General features: G+C 43.6%; 22 protein-coding genes. 7 read left to right on the top strand and 15 right to left on the bottom strand.

Annotation, left to right across the window (positions count from 1 at the left end; translation table 11 throughout):
• Positions 1 to 25: 25 nt before the first annotated feature.
• The 7 genes from MKI85_RS05125 to MKI85_RS05095 form a co-directional block, all read right to left on the bottom strand.
• The gene (locus tag MKI85_RS05125) at positions 26 to 592 is read right to left on the bottom strand and encodes a DNA-3-methyladenine glycosylase I (protein ID WP_241625619.1); all 567 of its coding nucleotides are present in this window, start codon (positions 590 to 592) and stop codon (positions 26 to 28) included.
• Between the two features lie 25 nt (positions 593 to 617).
• Positions 618 to 863, bottom strand: a complete 246-nt coding sequence (locus MKI85_RS05120; RefSeq protein WP_161932825.1) for a hypothetical protein — start codon at positions 861 to 863, stop codon at positions 618 to 620.
• 17 nt (positions 864 to 880) lie between these two features.
• Positions 881 to 1420 carry a M23 family metallopeptidase gene (locus tag MKI85_RS05115; protein ID WP_241625616.1) on the bottom strand — a complete coding sequence of 180 codons (540 nt, stop codon included), beginning with the start codon at positions 1418 to 1420 and terminating at the stop codon, positions 881 to 883.
• A 59-nt stretch (positions 1421 to 1479) separates the two neighbouring features.
• Entirely contained in the window at positions 1480 to 2514 is a 1035-nt protein-coding gene (mutY, locus tag MKI85_RS05110; RefSeq protein WP_241625614.1) for an A/G-specific adenine glycosylase, read from the bottom strand.
• Between the two features lie 129 nt (positions 2515 to 2643).
• Positions 2644 to 3009 carry an HIT family protein gene (locus MKI85_RS05105; protein ID WP_241625612.1) on the bottom strand — a complete coding sequence of 122 codons (366 nt, stop codon included), beginning with the start codon at positions 3007 to 3009 and terminating at the stop codon, positions 2644 to 2646.
• A gap of 75 nt (positions 3010 to 3084) precedes the next feature.
• A complete protein-coding gene (locus MKI85_RS05100; RefSeq protein WP_241625610.1) occupies positions 3085 to 3825 on the bottom strand; it encodes a dienelactone hydrolase family protein in 741 nt (246 codons plus the stop codon).
• Positions 3826 to 4116: 291 nt separating this feature from the next.
• Positions 4117 to 4275 (bottom strand): DUF1328 domain-containing protein, encoded by a 159-nt coding sequence (locus MKI85_RS05095; protein WP_241625608.1) that lies wholly within the window; start codon positions 4273 to 4275, stop codon positions 4117 to 4119.
• A 188-nt stretch (positions 4276 to 4463) separates the two neighbouring features.
• Between MKI85_RS05095 and MKI85_RS05090 the strand changes: the two genes are divergently transcribed.
• From MKI85_RS05090 to MKI85_RS05080, 3 genes are all read left to right on the top strand, one after another.
• Positions 4464 to 4916, top strand: a complete 453-nt coding sequence (locus MKI85_RS05090) for a YcgN family cysteine cluster protein (RefSeq protein ID WP_413351728.1) — start codon at positions 4464 to 4466, stop codon at positions 4914 to 4916.
• 78 nt (positions 4917 to 4994) lie between these two features.
• Positions 4995 to 5909, top strand: a complete 915-nt coding sequence (locus MKI85_RS05085; protein WP_241625604.1) for an alpha/beta hydrolase — start codon at positions 4995 to 4997, stop codon at positions 5907 to 5909.
• Between the two features lie 82 nt (positions 5910 to 5991).
• On the top strand, positions 5992 to 7266 hold the full coding sequence (locus tag MKI85_RS05080; RefSeq protein ID WP_241625602.1) for a replication-associated recombination protein A: 1275 nt from the start codon (positions 5992 to 5994) through the stop codon (positions 7264 to 7266).
• Between the two features lie 227 nt (positions 7267 to 7493).
• On the opposite strand, the gene MKI85_RS05075 is transcribed toward MKI85_RS05080, so the two are convergent.
• The 5 genes from MKI85_RS05075 to MKI85_RS05055 all read right to left on the bottom strand — a co-directional run bounded on the left by MKI85_RS05075 (position 7494) and on the right by MKI85_RS05055 (position 11478).
• Positions 7494 to 8270, bottom strand: coding sequence for an ABC transporter ATP-binding protein (locus MKI85_RS05075; RefSeq protein WP_241625600.1), 777 nt, complete (start codon positions 8268 to 8270; stop codon positions 7494 to 7496).
• Positions 8271 to 8281: 11 nt separating this feature from the next.
• Complete coding sequence (locus tag MKI85_RS05070) at positions 8282 to 8995, bottom strand: ABC transporter permease (protein WP_241625598.1); 714 nt, start codon at positions 8993 to 8995, stop codon at positions 8282 to 8284.
• Positions 8992 to 9681: an ABC transporter permease gene (locus MKI85_RS05065; RefSeq protein WP_100241114.1), complete on the bottom strand. Its 690-nt coding sequence runs from the start codon at positions 9679 to 9681 to the stop codon at positions 8992 to 8994. Before MKI85_RS05065 ends, MKI85_RS05070 begins: the two co-directional genes overlap by 4 nt.
• Positions 9682 to 9775: 94 nt before the next feature.
• Positions 9776 to 10561, bottom strand: coding sequence for an ABC transporter substrate-binding protein (locus MKI85_RS05060; protein WP_100241115.1), 786 nt, complete (start codon positions 10559 to 10561; stop codon positions 9776 to 9778).
• Between the two features lie 347 nt (positions 10562 to 10908).
• Positions 10909 to 11478, bottom strand: a complete 570-nt coding sequence (locus MKI85_RS05055; protein ID WP_241625596.1) for a LysE family translocator — start codon at positions 11476 to 11478, stop codon at positions 10909 to 10911.
• A 139-nt stretch (positions 11479 to 11617) separates the two neighbouring features.
• On the opposite strand from MKI85_RS05055, the gene MKI85_RS05050 reads away from it, so the two are divergent.
• Entirely contained in the window at positions 11618 to 12076 is a 459-nt protein-coding gene (locus MKI85_RS05050) for an Lrp/AsnC family transcriptional regulator (protein ID WP_241625593.1), read from the top strand.
• 115 nt (positions 12077 to 12191) lie between these two features.
• Here MKI85_RS05050 and purC read toward each other — a convergent pair whose 3' ends face one another.
• Genes purC through dapA form a run of 3 tightly spaced genes read right to left on the bottom strand, consistent with a single transcriptional unit; the run spans position 12192 to position 14470 of the window.
• A complete protein-coding gene (gene purC, locus MKI85_RS05045) occupies positions 12192 to 12911 on the bottom strand; it encodes a phosphoribosylaminoimidazolesuccinocarboxamide synthase (protein ID WP_241625591.1) in 720 nt (239 codons plus the stop codon).
• A 37-nt stretch (positions 12912 to 12948) separates the two neighbouring features.
• Complete coding sequence (locus MKI85_RS05040; protein WP_241625588.1) at positions 12949 to 13557, bottom strand: lipoprotein-34 precursor (NlpB); 609 nt, start codon at positions 13555 to 13557, stop codon at positions 12949 to 12951.
• A gap of 13 nt (positions 13558 to 13570) precedes the next feature.
• Positions 13571 to 14470: a 4-hydroxy-tetrahydrodipicolinate synthase gene (gene dapA / locus MKI85_RS05035; protein ID WP_241625586.1), complete on the bottom strand. Its 900-nt coding sequence runs from the start codon at positions 14468 to 14470 to the stop codon at positions 13571 to 13573.
• 626 nt (positions 14471 to 15096) lie between these two features.
• Between dapA and mhpT the strand changes: the two genes are divergently transcribed.
• The 3 genes from mhpT to MKI85_RS05020 all read left to right on the top strand — a co-directional run bounded on the left by mhpT (position 15097) and on the right by MKI85_RS05020 (position 18105).
• Positions 15097 to 16308 (top strand): 3-(3-hydroxy-phenyl)propionate transporter MhpT, encoded by a 1212-nt coding sequence (gene mhpT, locus MKI85_RS05030; protein WP_241625584.1) that lies wholly within the window; start codon positions 15097 to 15099, stop codon positions 16306 to 16308.
• 148 nt (positions 16309 to 16456) lie between these two features.
• On the top strand, positions 16457 to 17086 hold the full coding sequence (gene pncA / locus MKI85_RS05025) for a bifunctional nicotinamidase/pyrazinamidase (protein WP_241625659.1): 630 nt from the start codon (positions 16457 to 16459) through the stop codon (positions 17084 to 17086).
• A gap of 53 nt (positions 17087 to 17139) precedes the next feature.
• Entirely contained in the window at positions 17140 to 18105 is a 966-nt protein-coding gene (locus tag MKI85_RS05020; RefSeq protein WP_241625583.1) for a bile acid:sodium symporter family protein, read from the top strand.
• The last annotated feature ends 63 nt before the right edge of the window (positions 18106 to 18168 follow it).

Here is an 18168-nt window from a genome sequence, read left to right as displayed (position 1 = left end):
ACATCCTCAATTTTTTTATCGTGTTTTATTGGGTTGCAGTGTTCTTGGCTGGACAGCAGTCTTCATGATCATCGACCATGCCCACGGCTTGCATAAAGGCATAACAGGTGGTGGGACCAACAAATTTAAAGCCCTTTTTCTTTAAGGCTTTGGACATCTGCTGGCTAATGTCCGTTTGTGCAGGTGCAGTCTTATAGTTAGGTACCGCATTCAAAATAGGCGTGTGATTGACAAAACTCCATAACCACTCCACCACATCATGTTCTTGTTTCAGGTTCTGCCAAGCCCGTGCGTTATCGCGAATCGCATGCAGTTTACCGATGTGTCGAATCAGCCCAGCATCTTGTAATTTGGCTTCCAGCTCGGCATCGCTCAGTTCTGCAATGTGTTGAATGGAATGCTGGAAAAAATGCTGGCGATAACTTTCGCGTTTTTTCAGCACGGTAATCCATGACAGTCCTGCCTGTTGTCCTTCAAGACACAGCATTTCAAACAGATGTTGTTCATCATGTACAGGCTGCCCCCATTCATGATCATGGTAGGCAATGTAGAGAGGATCCTCGGTACACCAGCCACAGCGTTGTTTTGTCATTCTTCCTCTCTATCTTATTTTCAGTTTATAAGGTGAAGTCCACCCATTGATCTGCTTTATTGTCCCAGTAGGATAAAGCGGCTTGTTGTAAGTCGTTAAACGAAATCCAGAAATCTTTGCCTGACTTGTCTGCAAAACCTGTACTAATTAACAGGGCATCATCAGTAATTTCCATGATCCAGCCTTGATAGCTTTGTCCTGCAACCACAATTTTTTGTTGATTGCCTGATTCTGCAAATTCAACCAGACGATTCATCAACACTTCAGACATGTGTATTTCCTAAAAAATTAACGTAAATATGGAAAAGGATTGACCGCACCGCGACCTTTACCTGCTAAATAAATTCCATAATGTAAATGTGGCGCCGTATGTCGGGCATTGCCCGTGTTACCTACATAGCCGATGAGATCGCCTTTTTTCACGAAATCTCCAACGGATAAGCCACGTTTATGCTCATTCAAGTGCGCATAATAATGCCACGAACCGCTAGGTCCCAACACCCAAATTACTTTACCACCCAAATTGTTATCGCGTAAGTCTGCAATTAAGCCATCCGTGGTGCTATACACTTTTGTTCCACGTGGAGCCATGATATCGATGCCTTCATGTCGACGCCCCTGACTGCGTGAAGCGCCCCATGTGTCGCTCAGATGTTTGGCTCTAATATTTTGTACAGGGATGGGGAGGTTTGATTTGAGCGGCATACGTTGCAGCTCTTGTACCGTTGAGGGTGGAAGCACTGAGCCTGTCTTCTTGGGTGTCGAGGTACAGGCGGTCAGGGTTATTAGACCGATAGTCAAACTGGTAATCGCAAAATGACGAAGCACAATTTATCCCTTTCGTTATTGTGATTTTCAAGACGCTAAAATTTCAGTTCCTGACTATGTCATATCTCTAAGGCAGAGATCAATTTTTTCATGGCAGTAGGCAGCCCCATTTGTGTAGCTTTTTGTGGCGTGTACCAAGTGCCTGAAAGTTCGATGGCAATATGTTCTTGCTGTTCAGGTTCCACGTGGAAACAGATGGCATCTAGCAGCCATGTGAAATGCGTAAAACTATGCGAAATTTGCGTGCGTTTACTGTTTGCTTTTAAACCCAGCATTTGCGTGGTTTGACTCAGTTGCGCACTCTCTTCATAGATCGGCAAGCTCCATAACCCACCCCATAAACCTGAATTGGGACGTTGTAGCCATAGCCATTGATCTTGGCACTGCAACACCATCACTTGTGCAGATTTTACAGGAACTGCTTTTTTGGGCTTTTTATACGGCAGTTCGGTTTCGAGTCCCTGTTGATGGGCTTTGCAGTGTTGCTGCATCGGGCAATACAAACACAATGGTTTTTTCGGGGTACAGATGGTTGCCCCTAAATCCATTATCGCTTGAGTGTAATCATGATTACGTGGCTCTGGACACAATTGTTCAGCCAATTGCCACAGTGCACGCTCATGGATAGGTTTGCTCAAGTCATCTTCAATGGCATAAAAGCGTGCCAAAACCCGTTTCACATTGCCATCCATAATCACGCCATATTGGCGCAGTCCCAAGGACATCAGTGCGCCAGCGGTGGAACGACCAATGCCAGGCAGCGCCATCCATTCTTCCAAGTTACGAGGGAAATGACCTTGCTGTGCCACAATGCCAGCGGCTTTGTGTAAGTTGCGCGCGCGGGCATAGTAACCTAAGCCTGCCCAATAGGGAGCAACATCATCCCATGAGGCACGCCCTAAATCTTCAACTGTGGGAAAGCGCTCGATAAAACGCTCGAAATATTGCAGGACGGTTTTGACTTGTGTCTGTTGCAGCATAATCTCGGAGACCCAAACTTGGTACGGGTTATCTGCGACTTGCCAAGGCAGGTCATGTCGACCATGAAGATCAAACCAGCTTAAGAGGGCTTCAGAGAAAGAAAACAGAGACATGCGAACTCAATACAATTGCAAGCCGCTTAGTATAGCGGAGCCATCGATATTGTGCGGTGTGAGAGCTAGAAATTTTTGCAATAAAAAAATGATGCAGAAGCATCATTTTTTTATAGGTCAGAAAGGCAATTAAGCTTCGCTTAACATACCCCAGCGCGAATCCAGTTTAAGGGGTTGCTCTTCATAACGTGGAATAATATGAATATGTAGGTGTTCAGAGGCATCGCCAAACACGCTGCCATCATTAAAACCCACGTGGAAACCTGAAGGCTGATGACGCAGTTTTAACTCGTTACGCGCCAGTTCTAACAACGACATTAAGCTTTTACGTTCTTTGTCCGTGATGTCAAAGAAAGAGCTGACATGGCGTAGAGGGATAATGACGCAATGTCCTTTAGAGAGTGCATTCGGCTCAGGCAAAATGACACCAAACTCATTTCTATCGATGATATCAAACTCATCAAAATGGCAGTATGGGCAGTTGTTCTCAGTCATTATCTTGTCCTCTTAAAAAATCAATCAAAATTTAAAATGGATGCAGGATCAATCCAGCATCTACTTTTCTACTTTTTATTCGCCTAAACGACGTTGAAGCAATTCGTACATTGCTTCAAGTCCTTGGCGCTCTGCTTCAGCATTGTAGCCTAAGTCAACACCATTGGCTTTGGCTTTCTCATCGGCTTCAGGGTTACTAAACCCGTGCTTGGCATCTTCAAATACAATCACGTCATGCGGTACTTGCGCGGCATACATTTCTTCACGGAAATGTGCCACATCATCTAGGCTGACCATGCTGTCGAGTTCGCCATGCAGAACCAAGATTTCAGCTTTGACCTGACCCACTTGAGCAGGGGTTTGCGCTGAAAGGTTGGCATGGAAGGTCACGACGGCTTGTAAATCTGCACCAGAGCGCGCCAAATCCAGCATGACTTTACCGCCATAGCAAAAGCCAATTGCAGCCAGTTTATCTGCATTTACCTCGTTTTGTGCAGCCAACGCTGCTAATCCTGCTGACGCACGAGTCACAATGGTGTCTGGTGTCTGAAAGGTTTGCATCATCCATTCGCTGGCTTGTGCCGCAGAGGAAGTCACTTTTTTATCGCCATACATATCAATTGCTAAGGCTGCATAACCATGTTCCGCTAGTTCACGCGCACGTTGTTCGGTATATGCATTGCGTCCCCACCATTCAGGTGCGACCAATACGCCTGCAACAGGTGCCGCAGTGCTTGGTGCGGCAAAATATCCAATCAGGCGAGTACCGTCTGCTGCGGTATATTCGATTTCGCGTGTCTGAATGTTGCTGGTCATCCTTTAGTCCTTAGTATTATTGCGTATCAGAATGATCTGATTAAAGCATAAAAATAATCAATGATTTTTAAAAATTGATGTCGACAGCGCAAAGAAGTGTAAAAAAACATCAATGAATTTGTTTTTTTGAATTTAATTGCATGATAATTAATATTATTTTTGGTATAAAATTTATCGATAAAATATTGGAAATAACGCATAGCTGCTTATTTTTATGTATAAATGGCTAAAATTTAAGACAAAAAAAGAAGGAAAAATCCTTCTTTTTTGAGTTAACCTGATGACCGTATTCTAAGCTTTCCCTCTTGAGATAAAGCCAATGATGGCTAAAATGACAGCAATGACCAATAAGATCACTGCGAAGTCTTTGGATAGCCCTGCAACACCACCAAAGCCGAGTAAGCTTGCAATTAATGCAATCACTGCAAAAATAATAGCCCAACGGAACATAAGTCTTCTCCATGTTTTTGTTGTCTTATAATCAGTATAGGTTCGGGTAGGCATTCAGAGTGTTGAGCTTTTGTCTAAAAAGTGTTCATGTCTTATAGTAAGCCTATGATTTAACGTAAATGAGATTGCTGCATTGTTGCAGGAGTTTATTGATATAATGGTCATGTTATTTTTAATTTATGCTGACCATGACTAGTGAATTACGCCCGCAGTTCTGGAAAAAATACCCGCTTGAAGCCCTGAATTCACAGGAATGGGAGGCTTTATGTGATGGCTGTGGCTTATGCTGTCTGGTGAAATTGGAAGATGAAGATACGCATGAAGTGGCGTATACCAAAGTGGCGTGCAAGTTATTAGATTGCAGCAGTGCGCGCTGTAGCAATTATCCAGAGCGGTTGCAATATGTACCTGACTGTATTCAACTCACCCCAGAAAAATTAGAACAAATCCACTGGTTGCCAGCCAGTTGTGCTTATCGACGGCTGAGTGAAGGCAAAAATTTACCTTCGTGGCATTATTTGAATACGGGTTCTCGGCAGAGTGTCATTAAAGCCAGAAAATCAGCTGCGGGACGCTGTATTTCAGAAACCGAAGTGAATGAAGATGAGATTGATGACTATATTGTGCGGTGGGTACGCTAATTCATTATCTGGACTTTATTGATAATAATTCTTAATCTTATTAGTGTGAGCATGCCCGCTTATTCCTGAGAAATTGAGATGTCGACTGTTCGTATTAAAGCTGTGCTAATGGCAGGCTGGATGTGTTTGAGCTTTTTTGCGCTGACCACCCAGCTACAGGCGAAACCGAGTCTCACTGCCTTAGCTCCCAATATTGCGGATACAGGTTCAGCGTATTATCAGTTTCAGATTCGTTATTTCAGTTCCGCAGATCAGCAACGTCGCTATAAGGTCTGGTTAGGGCTGCCGCGTACCGTACAGTCCCAAGCAAAGCCAGCTCCCGCATTATTTATGCTGGATGGTAATTCTGCGATGTCCTATTTAAGCGAAGAGCTGCTGCAAAAACTCAGTATTCATCAGGCACCCGTCTTGGTAGCAATCGGTTATGACACCAATCGACCATTTGATACAGCAGCACGTGCCTTGGACTATACCCCTGCGGATGCGACAGGAAAAATATCGGCAGATCCACATCAGCCCGAACGTTTAAGTGGTGGTAGTGCGCAATTCCGTGAAGTGTTGCTACAACAGATCCAACCGTGGGTGGCTTCTCAAGTGCAATTAGACCCTCAGCGGCAAGCTTTGTGGGGGCATTCTTATGGCGGCTTATTTGTGCTGGACAGTCTGTTGCATGCTCAGTATTTCAGTCACTATTTTGCGGCAAGTCCATCCTTGTCTTGGGCGGATGCACGGATGATGAACAAACTACAAAGCAAAGCGGCAGCCGCAGTTCAGACGTCAACCTTATGGGTCATGGAAGGGGATTTGGCTGCCCAGCATCAAGGACGCGCTAGCCCGAATTTTAATCCGAATACAGTTCAAGATAACCGCCAAGTGATCGCCAGCTTTGAACAGCGTGGGGTACAAAGCAAGTTATTGCTGTATCCAAATCGCAGTCATGGGCAAATGTTCTCGGCATCTTTGCTGGATGTTTTGAACTATAGCTTATTCTAGGCGGATCTTCAGCATTCAGGTGTTCAGTCTGATTGCCATTCCAGTGTAGACTAGAGCCACACTTATTGGCTGAAATAACCGTATGTCAGACACCCAGATTCCACTTCCAGAACGTCTTCGTCCTCGTGATTTGTCTGAAATTATTGGGCAAGATCACCTATTGGGAGAACAGGCACCGTTACGTCAGATGATTGATCAAGGACATTTGCCTTCGATTATTTTCTGGGGACCGCCAGGAGTGGGCAAAACTACCATTGCTTTATTGTTGGCGCAGGCGGTGGACCGTACTTTTGTCAGTCTGTCGGCATTGAATACAGGTGTCAAAGAACTACGGGAAATTATTGCAGAAAGTGGCGATTTACTCACGCCAGTGGTGTTTATTGATGAAATCCATCGCTTTAATAAGTCTCAGCAAGATGCATTATTGAATGCGGTAGAGAAAGGCAAAATTACCCTGATTGGTGCAACCACCGAAAATCCATCTTTTGAGGTGAACAGTGCCTTATTGTCGCGTTGTCAGGTCTATACCTTAAATGCACTCACGAATGAGGCGATTCAGGAACTGATTCTGCGCGCGGTGCAACAAGATTCATTTTTAAAACAACGCTACATCCAGATTGAGGAGTTTGATGCCTTAATTCAGTTTGCCGCTGGTGATGCGCGGAAGGCATTGAATTTATTGGATCTGATTGCCAGTACCTTTGAAGCCGATGTCGAAAACATCATCACCAATGCCATTGTGGTCAAAGTTGCTCAGCAAAATATTGCCCGTTATGACAAATCGGGCGAGCAACATTATGATTTGGTTTCGGCTTTTATTAAGTCTATTCGTGGTAGCGACCCCGATGCGGCTTTGTATTGGATGGCACGAATGTTAAAGGGCGGCGAAGACCCTGTATTCATTGCACGTCGCATGCTTATTTCCGCTTCGGAAGACATCGGGAACTCCAATCCGAATGCATTACTATTGGCAGGCGAGTGCTTCCGTTCTGTTCAAGCGGTCGGCATGCCTGAGGCTCGGATTATTCTGGGGCAATGTGCGGTGTATCTGGCGACCAGTGCCAAAAGTAACAGTACTTATTTAGCAATCAATAAGGCTTTGGATTTGGCAGAAAGAACTGCGAATTTGCCTGTACCATTACATTTACGCAATGCGCCAACCAAATTGATGAAGCAGCAGGGCTATGGGGTGGACTATCTCTATCCGCATAATTATCCTGAGCATTTTGTGCTGCAAGAGTATTTGCCACCTGAATTAAAAGGCACCAAGTTGTACGAATCGGCACGTAATAAGCGGGAAGTGGAAGGCGAGCGTTTACAGCAACGCCGTTGGATGCAAGAACAACAGCAGCAGTAAGAGATTACTTATAGATATAAAAAAAGCCCGACATCCTGTCGGGCTTTTTCGTATGCGTTAATTAGGTATAACTCCTGTCGTACCTCACATCCTGGTGGTGTCACTTATGATTATTGTTTTATGTGTTGGAACATCCTGTTCTCTATGTCCCCATCATATGCAAAACATGCAGAGCGACATAGAGGACATCGTCTCGAATCTTTGTAAGCTTTAGCCTACAAAGTGAATTATTTAAAGTTGCCTTCTAAAAATTGCTTTAAGCGCTCACTTTTAGGTTGAGTGAGCACAATTTTCGGGTCGCCTTGTTCTTCAATTTTGCCTTGATGCAGGAAAATCACATGATTGGAGACATGTTTTGCAAAGCCCATTTCATGCGTGACCACAATCATGGTTCGACCTTCTTCAGCCAAACTTTGCATGACTTTCAACACTTCACCAACCAACTCAGGATCTAGTGCACTGGTTGGTTCATCAAACAACATCACTTCAGGTTCCATGGCCAAAGCACGTGCAATTGCAACCCGTTGCTGTTGTCCACCAGATAAGAAGGATGGATATTTACCTTCTACACTTTCAGCCAGCCCGACTTTTCTTAAGTATTTGCGTGCACGTTCTTCAGCTTCTGCACGTTTTAAGCCCAAAACATGAATCGGACCTTCCACGATGTTTTCCAATACAGTCATATGTGACCATAAATTGAAATGCTGGAATACCATCATCAGCTGGGTACGCATTTTTTGCAGTTGGCGTGGACTGGTAGCCTTAAGATTGCCTGATTTGTCGATTACTGTGTCCAGTTGTTCGCCATTCAGTTGAATCGAACCTTGACTCGGTTGTTCTAAGAAGTTGATACAACGAAGAAAAGTACTTTTACCTGAACCCGAAGATCCAATAATACTGATCACATCGCCTGCATTGGCATCCAGTGACACCCCTTTAAGTACTTCATTGTCGCCAAAGGTTTTATGTAAATCACGAATCACCAGTTTTGCTGAGTTTTCCATCTATGTTTCTCCTAATGATTCGATGGTTTTAAAAATGCCAACCAACGTTGTTCCAATTTGCGGAATATCCAAATCAAGATAAATGCCAAACATGCGTACAAGATTGCCGCGATACCAAAGGCATCAAAGGTGGCATAGGTTGCCGCATTTACATCTCGTGCAATTTTCAAAATATCAGGCACAGTTGCGGTAAAGGCAATGGTGGTCGCATGCAGCATTAAAATGACTTCATTGCCATAGAACGGCAATGCGCGGCGTAACATGGATGGAATGATAATACGGGTATAACGCTTCCACGGAGACATACCAAATGCGCGTGCTGCCTCAATTTCGCCATAAGGAATAGAGCGAATGGCGCCTGCAAAAATTTCCGTGGTGTAGGCTGCGGTATTCAGGGCAAAAGCCAAAATGGTACAGTTCAATCCTTCGCGGAAGAATTCATCTAGGCGTTCATGCGCATGAATGTATTCGAGGCTATAAATACCAGTGTAAATAATCAGGAGTTGCACATACAGTGGCGTACCGCGGAAGATATAGGTGTACAGCCAAACAGGCAGGCGTAAAAAAGGATTTTCTGATACGCGCGCAATCGATAACGGCACCGCCATGACAAAGCCGATGGCAATGGAAAGCACCAACAGCCATGCCGTCATAGCAACGCCTGTCATTTGAAAACCATCGGTCCAAAGGTACGACTGCCAATATTGTTGAAGAATTTCAATCATAGTTGTCCCTTTTTCACGCCAACAGAATAACGACGTTCCAACCACATCAGGATCAGATTCGAAACCGTGGTAATTGCAAGATAGATGACCGCAGCAATCACACTGAAATAAAAGACGTCCATGGTGCTACGACCGGCATCTTGGGTAATTTTCACAATGTCGGTTAAGCCAATCAACGAGACCAAAGCCGTGGCTTTAATCAGTACTTGCCAGTTGTTACCAATTCCCGGCAAGGCAAAACGCATCATTTGTGGAAAGAGGACACGTCGAAACACTTGCAATGGGGTCATGCCATAAGCGAAAGCAGCTTCCATTTGACCCTTGGGTACAGCTTGAAATGCACCACGAAATGTTTCGGTAAAATACGCGCCATAAATAAAGCCCAAGGTAATTACACCTGCAACAAATGGATTGATGTCAATCTGATCCATGTTCAGAGATTCTGTAATTGAATTGAGACCCAGCTGCAGGCTGTAAAACATCAGTAGCATGATCACCAGATCAGGAACACTACGAATGAGGGTGGTATACGCAGTCGCAATATTGCGGACAATTTTTAGACTAGAGAGTTTAGAACTTGCACCAATCAATCCAATCACGATGGAAAGTAACAGTGATAACAATGCAAGCTGTATGGTCATCCAAGTGCCCTCAAGCAACACGGGACCATAACCAGACAAAAACATACTCATCTACTCCGAGTAAAAGCGGTAAAGAAGATATTGATGTAACTCAGTGAGATAGAAAAAGTGCCGGTATAAAACCGACACTTTTTTGTCATCAATAAATGCTGAACGAGAAGTACTTCTTCTCAAGTTTTTTGTATGTTCCGTTGGCAATAATCGCAGCTAAAGCTTTATCGATATCTCGTTTAAGCTCTACATCTTCTTTACGCAAACCAATCGCAGCACCTGCACCCAGTGTTTTCACGTCTACCACGTTGCCACCCGCAAAGGCAAAGGCTTTGCCCTTAGGTGATTTCAAGAAGCCGCCATCGACCATAATTGCATCTTGTAATGTTGCATCTAGACGCCCAGACACCATGTCTTGGTAAAGTACGTCTTGGTTTGGATAAGGAACGACATTCACGCCTTTAGGCGCCCAATAGGCTTTCGCATAGCCTTCTTGGATGGTTCCTTGTTGTACACCAACACGTTTGCCTTTGAGTGAAGCCACGGTTGGTTGTAATGGAGAACCCTTCTTCGCAACCATGCGCGTTGGTGTGTTGTAGATTTTATTACTGAATGCGATTTGCTTCGAACGATCCGCAGTAACGGTCATCGAAGACAAGATACCATCAAATTTTTTCGCTTTGAGTGCAGGAATCATGCCGTCAAATGAGTTTTCTACCCAGACACATTTGGCTTTTAATTCGGCACAAATGGCATTACCTAAATCGATGTCAAAACCCACCAACTTGTTGTCAGGAGTTTTATATTCAAAAGGTGCATAAGAGGATTCTGTACCGAAACGAATGACTTTCCATTCTTTGGCTTGTACAGTGCTGCCAAGAGCTGTCAGCATTAATGTAGTTGAAAGTAAAACTTTCTTTTGCCAGCTTTTCATCGTAAATATAGCATCCGTAAAAAATCAAATTTCAAAAAAATAAGACGAAGACAAAACTTACTCCACCTTTTGCTTTGAAATAAAAGCAACATATATACCAAAACTTCCATTTATTGGTGGTTTATTCAGCTTTCCACCTTTATATTGGTGGAAATTCGGGCATTTTTACGGGTTCGATTCATTTTGTTTTGCAACATCCTATTTGCAATCCTCCATCATATTTAAAAGCCAATACAGCACATAGTGGGAAAAATCTTGAAGCTGTGTACGCTATGGCGTACACAGTTGCTGCTTTTTTTTACAGTTTTACTTAATAATCTTACTCAAATGTATATCCAATCAGCGATTTAAGCATGCAGTTTGATAAATTGTAAGCAAGCAGGTAAGACTGCGACCAGCAAAGCGAGTGCCATACTGAGATTGAAAATGAAGGAAAATTTGGGCTGCATGAGTAGACGACGTAAAAACTTGCCTGCAACCGCCCAAATGCCGACACATGGAATTGAAATCAAGAGCAAAATTAAGGCAGCATACACAATGGCACTAAATTGATGGTTGACCGCAAAGTAGGTGGCAATGGTGCTGATCGACATGATCCATGCTTTGGGGTTGACCCACTGAAAAATTGCGCCTTGTACAAAGCCCATGGCGGGTTTTTCTTCAAGCTTGATCTGTAGCGGACTACTCATCGCAATTTTCCATGCCAGCCACAAAATATAGGCGGTTCCGATCAGACTTAAGAGCAATTGAAGCTTAGGGAACCATAGAAACATTTGATTCAGTCCCATCCCAATCGCGATCAGTTGTAAGGCGACACCACAGGCAATGCCTAAAATTAAAGGCAGGGTTTTCTTGAGTCCAAAACGTGCACCTGAAAGCATGACCAAGGCATTATTGGGACCGGGGGTACTGGTCATGACCAAACAAAAAAGCAAATAAGAGATAAAAAGGCTGCTGTTCATGCGGATATAAAACGGAAAATAAAAAAGAATTTTATTGTTGAATAGACACAATTTGATTGTATATTGAGCTTAAAATTTAAATAAACTGCAATAAATGATTGAATTAGACCGCTTAGACCGAAGAATATTGTGTGAGCTTGAAAGCGATGCACATATCACCAATGCCAAACTTGCAGAACGTGTCGGTTTGTCTGCATCTGCCTGTCTAAGACGGGTACAGGAATTAGAAAAAAGGGGCGTGATCAAGGGTTATAAAGCCATTATAGATCGTTCCCTGTTAGGTATTGGCTTGATCGTCTATGTGACCATTGGCTTGTCGAGTCATTCCAAGGCATGTTTAAAGCATTTCGAAGACGTGATTGATAGCGCACCTGAAGTCACTGAATGTCACACCATTACTGGAGCGGTGGAGTATTTACTCAGGGTTGAAGTGACGGATATTAAATCCTATAAAAAGTTTCATACCGATGTCTTAGGTACCATTCCATCCATTTCATCAATTACCAGTTTATTGGTGATGGACACCACCAAAGATTTACGTGTCCAAGTATAAAAAAAGAAGATTGATCAGATTCAATTAAAGTTATAGAAAGTGGAAAGTATTTAATTCAACGCATAAAAAACCGAGCCATCAGACTCGGTTTTTTATTTTGAAGCTTGAGACAGGATTAGATGTCTGAAAGATCGATGCCAATACGTGTAGCAACTTCTTCATAAGCTTCAACCACACCACCTAAACCTTGGCGGAAACGGTCTTTGTCTAATTTTTTCTTGGTGTCTTTGTCCCATAGACGGCAACCGTCTGGAGAGAATTCGTCACCTAACACGATACGGTCATGGAATACACCAAACTCAAGTTTGAAGTCGACCAAAATCATGTTGCCTTTGTCGAAAAGCGCTTTAAGAACGTTGTTCACTTGGTAAGTGAGTTCTTTCATTTTTTCAAGTTGCGGAGCAGTTGCCCAACCTAAAGCAATCGCTTGAGATTCATTGACCATTGGATCGCCAAGCGCATCGTCTTTGAAGAACAATTCGAATGTTGGAGGAGTGAGTTCTTTGCCTTCTTCAACACCTAAGCGACGGCACAATGAACCCGCTGCATAGTTACGAATCACACATTCCACAGGAATCATGTCTAATTTCTTTACCAACACTTCAGTTGGAGAAAGTAATTTTTCAAAATGAGTTTCAATGCCAGCAGCAGCCAGTTGCTCCATGATAAAGGCGTTAAAACGGTTGTTCACCTTGCCTTTACGATCTAGTTGTTCGATTTTTTCGCCATTGAACGCAGAGGCATCATCACGAAATACTAAAATCAGGTGGTCTTGACTATCTGTTTCATACACAGATTTCGCTTTACCAGTATAGAGCAAGGTTTGTTTTAACATGGGGGAACCTTTTGCAAAAAAAAATGCCTAGTATGATCTAGGCCGGCCAGTTTTGGTAAATCTGGGTTAACAGTTCTGCAGCTTTTTCTTTATCTGCAAAGCTGTTATCGGCATTAAACACTGCCAAGTTATGACTTGAACCTATTGATGTAAGTCGTAGTACGTAGATCTGCTGATCGATTTTAAGCGTTACTTCGTAACGGTTTTTACTTTGACCTACAATGTTCTGGTTCAGGCTGCTGAGCGTGGCAAGTGTATACTGCCAAATTGTATCAGAATTTCCGTCAATTTTGAGCAATGGATTTTGATTTCCATCAGTCAATAATTGCGGACGACCGAGCACAGCATTTTGTTCTGAAGCAGCGGTTGTTGAGCTGTTTGGCGCAGCAACATCTGGGCGAGGCAGAGCAAAACGGTTGCCCTTGCTATTTTCAAGCTTTGGCGCATGTTGAATCGCAAGTGGTTCAACCGTTGGTGCTGGATACAGTGGCGTTGCTGGACGAACCATTGACCCTTCAGGATATTGTAGAGGTTCGAGGGTTGCTGTTTCTTTATAGTTCAAAGATTTGTTGCTAACTGCCAGTGAACTACAACCCGCTAAACTGAATACTGAAAGTGCAAGGGTTAAACCTAAACGTAACTGCATAATATAGTGCTCTTTATTTGATTATACCTGTCGCAACCAACGCTTCACGAAGCGGTGCGCGGTATTGTTCTGCAAGAGGTGTTAATGGTAAGCGAATGCCCGTACCAATTAAGCCCATTTCGTGTAGCGCCCATTTCACAGGAATTGGGTTCGATTCACAAAATAGAATATTGTGTAAATTTGCAACTTGCGCATTCAGTTCTTCTGCACGCGCAGCATCACCTGCAATTGCAACAGCACACACTTCGCTCATTTGTTTCGGTGCAACGTTTGCAGTTACCGAAATGTTACCTTTAGCACCATGTTCGATTAACTGGTATGCAGTTGCATCATCACCTGAGTACACGAGCATGTCTTTGCCAGCTAAGCCTTTAATTAGCGCTTGACCACGCGGAACATCACCTGTGGCATCTTTAATCCCAACAATTTGAGGGATATCTGCAAGGCGAATGACGGTTTCATTCGCCAAGTCGACGCCAGTACGACCAGGTACGTTATACAGGATTTGAGGTAAATCAACAGCTTCAGCAATTGCTTTATAATGCTGATATAAGCCTTCTTGGGTAGGTTTATTGTAGTAAGGGGTGACCAATAGCGCTGCGTCAGCACCCAGTTGTTTTGCTTCTTTTGTCAGTTCAATCGCTTCGCGTGTTGAGTTTGCACCAGTGCCAGCAATAATCGGAATACGTTTGTTCGCTACACGAATGACTTCTTTAATCACTTGTGTATGTTCAGCCATGCTTAATGTAGAAGCTTCACCAGTTGTTCCAACTGCAACAATACTATTTGTTCCCTGTTCTATGTGCCACTCAACGAGCTTCTCAAGACCCTTCCAATCTACGCTGCCATCTTCAAACATTGGGGTGACGATTGCGACTATTGAGCCTTGAATGATCTGTGCTTGCTGAGTCATTTTGAAAAAATATCCTATTTGTCCATCCAGTGAGGTGAAAAACGTGAGGTGGATGGGTGCGTATTTTGATTTATAGCAATTTCAATAAGATTATGGCGAATTGAATAATGCTTACGCAAATTATGACTGAACAAGCGATGAAGAACAATATGCTTTAGTCAAAGCGACTCAAAACTTTAAAAAAAGCAAAAATAAATTGCAGTAAAATTACAAAATACAGTTTTAAACTGCCAACCGAAATTTTATTTTTTAAAGATTGATTGTAGAAAAATAAACAAGATTAAGAGCTTATAGGACTTAATCAAGAGTTTATAGCACTATTTGGTCTGCATAAATTTGAGCTAAATGATCCCTAAATATAACGCCAATCATAAATTTTAACGATAACTCAATATTCTGAAACGCTATGCTAAGTGCTTCATGTTATGTTGAATTGTTGACTAATTTAGTCAAATTTCATTTGAATTAATTGTTTTTACGACTAGACCGACTGAACGCATAAAATGTGATTTATCTCTTAATCGATAAAAAAAGACCAAAAATCTTCCACTTAAGACGAGTTAATTAAAATGCGTGCTTCACAGATGATGATTGCTGGTTGGAGGGGTTAGAACAAGGATTTTGAGATGAATGCATCATCAGACAAGCAGCACTCAGTCATTACGGTTGCCATTTGCTTTTTAATTGCTGTCATTGAAGGGTTGGATATTCAGGCAGCAGGGATTGCCGCAGCAGGGATTCGTGAACATTTTGCCTTAGACAGTTCCCAGTTGGGCGTTTTTTTTAGTGCGGGCATTTTAGGTCTTTTGCCTGGGGCTTTGGTCGGCGGACGTTTTGCAGACCGTATAGGACGTAAAACCGTATTAGTCTGGTCGGTTGCGGTGTTTGCGGTCTTTACCTTATGTACGGTATGGGTCAACAGTTTTTATAGTTTATTGCTGGTCCGTTTTTTGGCGGGTGCGGGCTTAGGTGCCGCCATGCCGTTATTGATTACATTGGCTTCCGAAGCGGTGAGTCCTGAAAAGCGTGGGCGTGCGGTTGGGTTGATGTATTGTGGTATGCCTATGGGTGCCGCTATTTTATCCTATATCGCCAGTCTGGATTTTGGTTCGAATTGGAAAAACATTTTCTATTTGGGTGGACTGCTTCCGATCATTGTGCTGCCAATCATGATCAAGTTTTTACCTGAGTCGCGTGAATTCTTAAAAGCACAAACCCGCGCTGAAGATAACACTGCGGCACCAGCCACTTTTCAAGATTTGTTTAATCGACATAATCTGATGCGTACAGGCTTAATCTGGGTGAGCTATTTCTTCACCTTGATGGTGGTGTACATCATGCTGAGCTGGTTACCGTCTTTGTTTATGGAACTCGGCTTTTCTCGCAAAGAAGGCAGTACGGCACAGTTTTACTTTATGTTAAGTGCGACAGTCGGTACGGTTATTTTAGGCATGCTGACTGACCGCTGGAAAAAAGCCTATGTCATTTTGTTAATGTATGGCGGCATTTTAGCAGGTCTATTTGCACTGAATGCAGCCGCTTCGCTTACGCAAATGTATTTGGCATCGGCATTGGTCGGCGCATTCGTGATTGGTTGTCAGGGCGTACTCTATGCTTTCGGTAGTATTGTTTACCCAACAGAATTACGCGGTACAGGTGTGGGCATGGCTTCGGCAGTGGGACGTATTGGTGCGATGCTAGGTCCGACCATTGCAGGGCAATTGCTCGCCGCAGGCTTTGGTGCAACAGGCGTAGTGTCCGCAGCCATCCCATGTATTGTGATTTCAGCGTTGTTGATGTTGATTTTGGTACAGCGACTACAAAAAACTACAGCTTAATCAATATTATGCTTCATGGATAGCCCGTTATGACGGGCTATTTGCTTTTGTAGCGAAGCGATGGATGGAGACGACTTCGTTCACTACAAGGCTGTGGTTTTGTTATATGCTAGCCCACAATCAAAAACAAACAGCGAGCCACACCGACATGCAAAACAAGAAAGCCCTGATTGTCGTGGATGTACAAAATGGATTTACCCCTGGCGGAAATCTAGCAGTTGCCCATGCGGACCAAATTATTCCAAAAATTAATCAACTGGGTGCTTATTTTGAGCAAATCATTTTGACTCAAGACTGGCATCCTGCACAGCATATTTCTTTTGCAGAGAATCATGTTGGTAAACAGGCTTTTGAGCAGATTCAACTGCCTTATGGCACACAGGTATTGTGGCCTGCGCATTGTGTACAAGGCAGTCATGATGCCGATTTTCATCCCGATCTTGATTTACCTCAAGCCCAGTTAATTATTCGTAAAGGTACCCATCGCGATATTGATAGCTATTCGGCCTTTATGGAAGCCGATCGTCAAACTACAACTGGTCTGGCAGGCTATTTAACAGCACGGGGTATCGACACGGTCTATATCGTGGGGATTGCGACAGATTTTTGCGTGGCGTGGACAGCCATTGATGCCAGCCAGTTGGGTTTTAAAACCTATGTTATTGCGGATGCCACCAAGGCGATTGACTTGAATGGCTCGCTGCAACACGTTTGGCAAGATATGTTAGCTGCGGGAGTAAAGCGGATTTATCTAAAAGATATTTTTGCTGCAGCATAAGCTGATACTGTTGCTGATCTGATTTTCCCTTTGTCCAGCTGTTGAGTTTGCGCATGTCTGCATTTTTGCAATTGAGCCGTTTTATTCAGAAAACTTTTGCCTTGTGGGTGGTGTTATTTGCAGGCATCGCGTTGATTCTGCCCGAAGCCTTTGTTTGGCTCAAAGCCTATATCCCGTGGATGCTTGGCATTATTATGCTGGGAATGGGCATGACCATGCAGCTCGACGATTTTAAAGCGGTATTGCAAACCCCGAAAGCCGTGTGCGTGGGTGTGGTGGCGCAGTTTGTGGTAATGCCCATCTTGGCTTATCTGCTGTGCATAGTATTTCAGTTGCCTGCTGAACTTGCGGTTGGGGTAATTTTGGTCGGTTGTTGCCCAGGGGGAACGGCTTCCAATGTGATTACCTATATGGCAAAGGGCAATACCGCGCTGTCTGTGGCTTGCACTGCGGTATCGACTTTATTGGCACCTGTGCTGACGCCCTTTATTTTCTATCTGTTGGCGAGCCAATGGATTGAAATTAATGCATGGTCGATGCTGAGCTCCATTTTACAAGTGGTGTTGTTGCCGATAGTTTTAGGTTTGGTGATTCGCAGTTTGTTCAAGCAGCAGGCGCAACAGTATATTCAGGTGATGCCGCTGATTTCGGTTATTGCGATTGTGTTGATTGTGGCGGCGATTATTGGCGGCAGTAAAGCGCAGATCTTACATTCTGGCTTACTCATCTTTGCGGTGGTTGCCCTGCATAATGGCTTAGGATATTTGATAGGGTTCTGGAGCAGCCGCTTTTTGCGTTTAACGTATACCGATAGTAAGGCTGTGGCAATAGAAGTCGGGATGCAAAACTCAGGCTTAGGCGTGGCATTGGCAGCAGTTCATTTTGCGACAGCCCCTCTGACTGCATTACCCAGTGCTATTTTTAGTTTGTGGCATAATATTTCAGGTCCTTTATTGGCCACCTATTGGGCGAGAAAAAACTCACCGCAGAAGTCAGAAACACAGCAGCATTCGATTTAAATTCTCAAAATTTGATAAAATTTTAACATTAAGTATAAAAAATAGGCAGTGCATCGGGTTTTT

Origin of the sequence: Acinetobacter zhairuonensis (genome assembly GCF_022601715.1) — a bacterium.
Lineage (GTDB): Bacteria > Pseudomonadota > Gammaproteobacteria > Pseudomonadales > Moraxellaceae > Acinetobacter.
Note: the sequence above shows the minus strand (reverse complement) of the source record. Positions and strands in the feature narration are given on the sequence as shown.

Coding starts and splice junctions, on each gene's coding strand:
- MKI85_RS05125 (WP_241625619.1), bottom strand. CDS start 592: ATGACAAAACAACGCTGTGGCTGGTGTACCGAGGATCCTCTCTACATT.
- MKI85_RS05120 (WP_161932825.1), bottom strand. CDS start 863: ATGTCTGAAGTGTTGATGAATCGTCTGGTTGAATTTGCAGAATCAGGC.
- mutY (WP_241625614.1), bottom strand. CDS start 2,514: ATGTCTCTGTTTTCTTTCTCTGAAGCCCTCTTAAGCTGGTTTGATCTT.
- MKI85_RS05105 (WP_241625612.1), bottom strand. CDS start 3,009: ATGACTGAGAACAACTGCCCATACTGCCATTTTGATGAGTTTGATATC.
- MKI85_RS05100 (WP_241625610.1), bottom strand. CDS start 3,825: ATGACCAGCAACATTCAGACACGCGAAATCGAATATACCGCAGCAGAC.
- MKI85_RS05095 (WP_241625608.1), bottom strand. CDS start 4,275: ATGTTCCGTTGGGCTATTATTTTTGCAGTGATTGCATTAATTGCAAGC.
- MKI85_RS05090 (WP_413351728.1), top strand. CDS start 4,464: ATGACTAGTGAATTACGCCCGCAGTTCTGGAAAAAATACCCGCTTGAA.
- MKI85_RS05085 (WP_241625604.1), top strand. CDS start 4,995: ATGTCGACTGTTCGTATTAAAGCTGTGCTAATGGCAGGCTGGATGTGT.
- MKI85_RS05080 (WP_241625602.1), top strand. CDS start 5,992: ATGTCAGACACCCAGATTCCACTTCCAGAACGTCTTCGTCCTCGTGAT.
- MKI85_RS05075 (WP_241625600.1), bottom strand. CDS start 8,270: ATGGAAAACTCAGCAAAACTGGTGATTCGTGATTTACATAAAACCTTT.
- MKI85_RS05070 (WP_241625598.1), bottom strand. CDS start 8,995: ATGATTGAAATTCTTCAACAATATTGGCAGTCGTACCTTTGGACCGAT.
- MKI85_RS05065 (WP_100241114.1), bottom strand. CDS start 9,681: ATGTTTTTGTCTGGTTATGGTCCCGTGTTGCTTGAGGGCACTTGGATG.
- MKI85_RS05060 (WP_100241115.1), bottom strand. CDS start 10,561: ATGAAAAGCTGGCAAAAGAAAGTTTTACTTTCAACTACATTAATGCTG.
- MKI85_RS05055 (WP_241625596.1), bottom strand. CDS start 11,478: ATGACCAGTACCCCCGGTCCCAATAATGCCTTGGTCATGCTTTCAGGT.
- MKI85_RS05050 (WP_241625593.1), top strand. CDS start 11,618: ATGATTGAATTAGACCGCTTAGACCGAAGAATATTGTGTGAGCTTGAA.
- purC (WP_241625591.1), bottom strand. CDS start 12,911: ATGTTAAAACAAACCTTGCTCTATACTGGTAAAGCGAAATCTGTGTAT.
- MKI85_RS05040 (WP_241625588.1), bottom strand. CDS start 13,557: ATGCAGTTACGTTTAGGTTTAACCCTTGCACTTTCAGTATTCAGTTTA.
- dapA (WP_241625586.1), bottom strand. CDS start 14,470: ATGACTCAGCAAGCACAGATCATTCAAGGCTCAATAGTCGCAATCGTC.
- mhpT (WP_241625584.1), top strand. CDS start 15,097: ATGAATGCATCATCAGACAAGCAGCACTCAGTCATTACGGTTGCCATT.
- pncA (WP_241625659.1), top strand. CDS start 16,457: ATGCAAAACAAGAAAGCCCTGATTGTCGTGGATGTACAAAATGGATTT.
- MKI85_RS05020 (WP_241625583.1), top strand. CDS start 17,140: ATGTCTGCATTTTTGCAATTGAGCCGTTTTATTCAGAAAACTTTTGCC.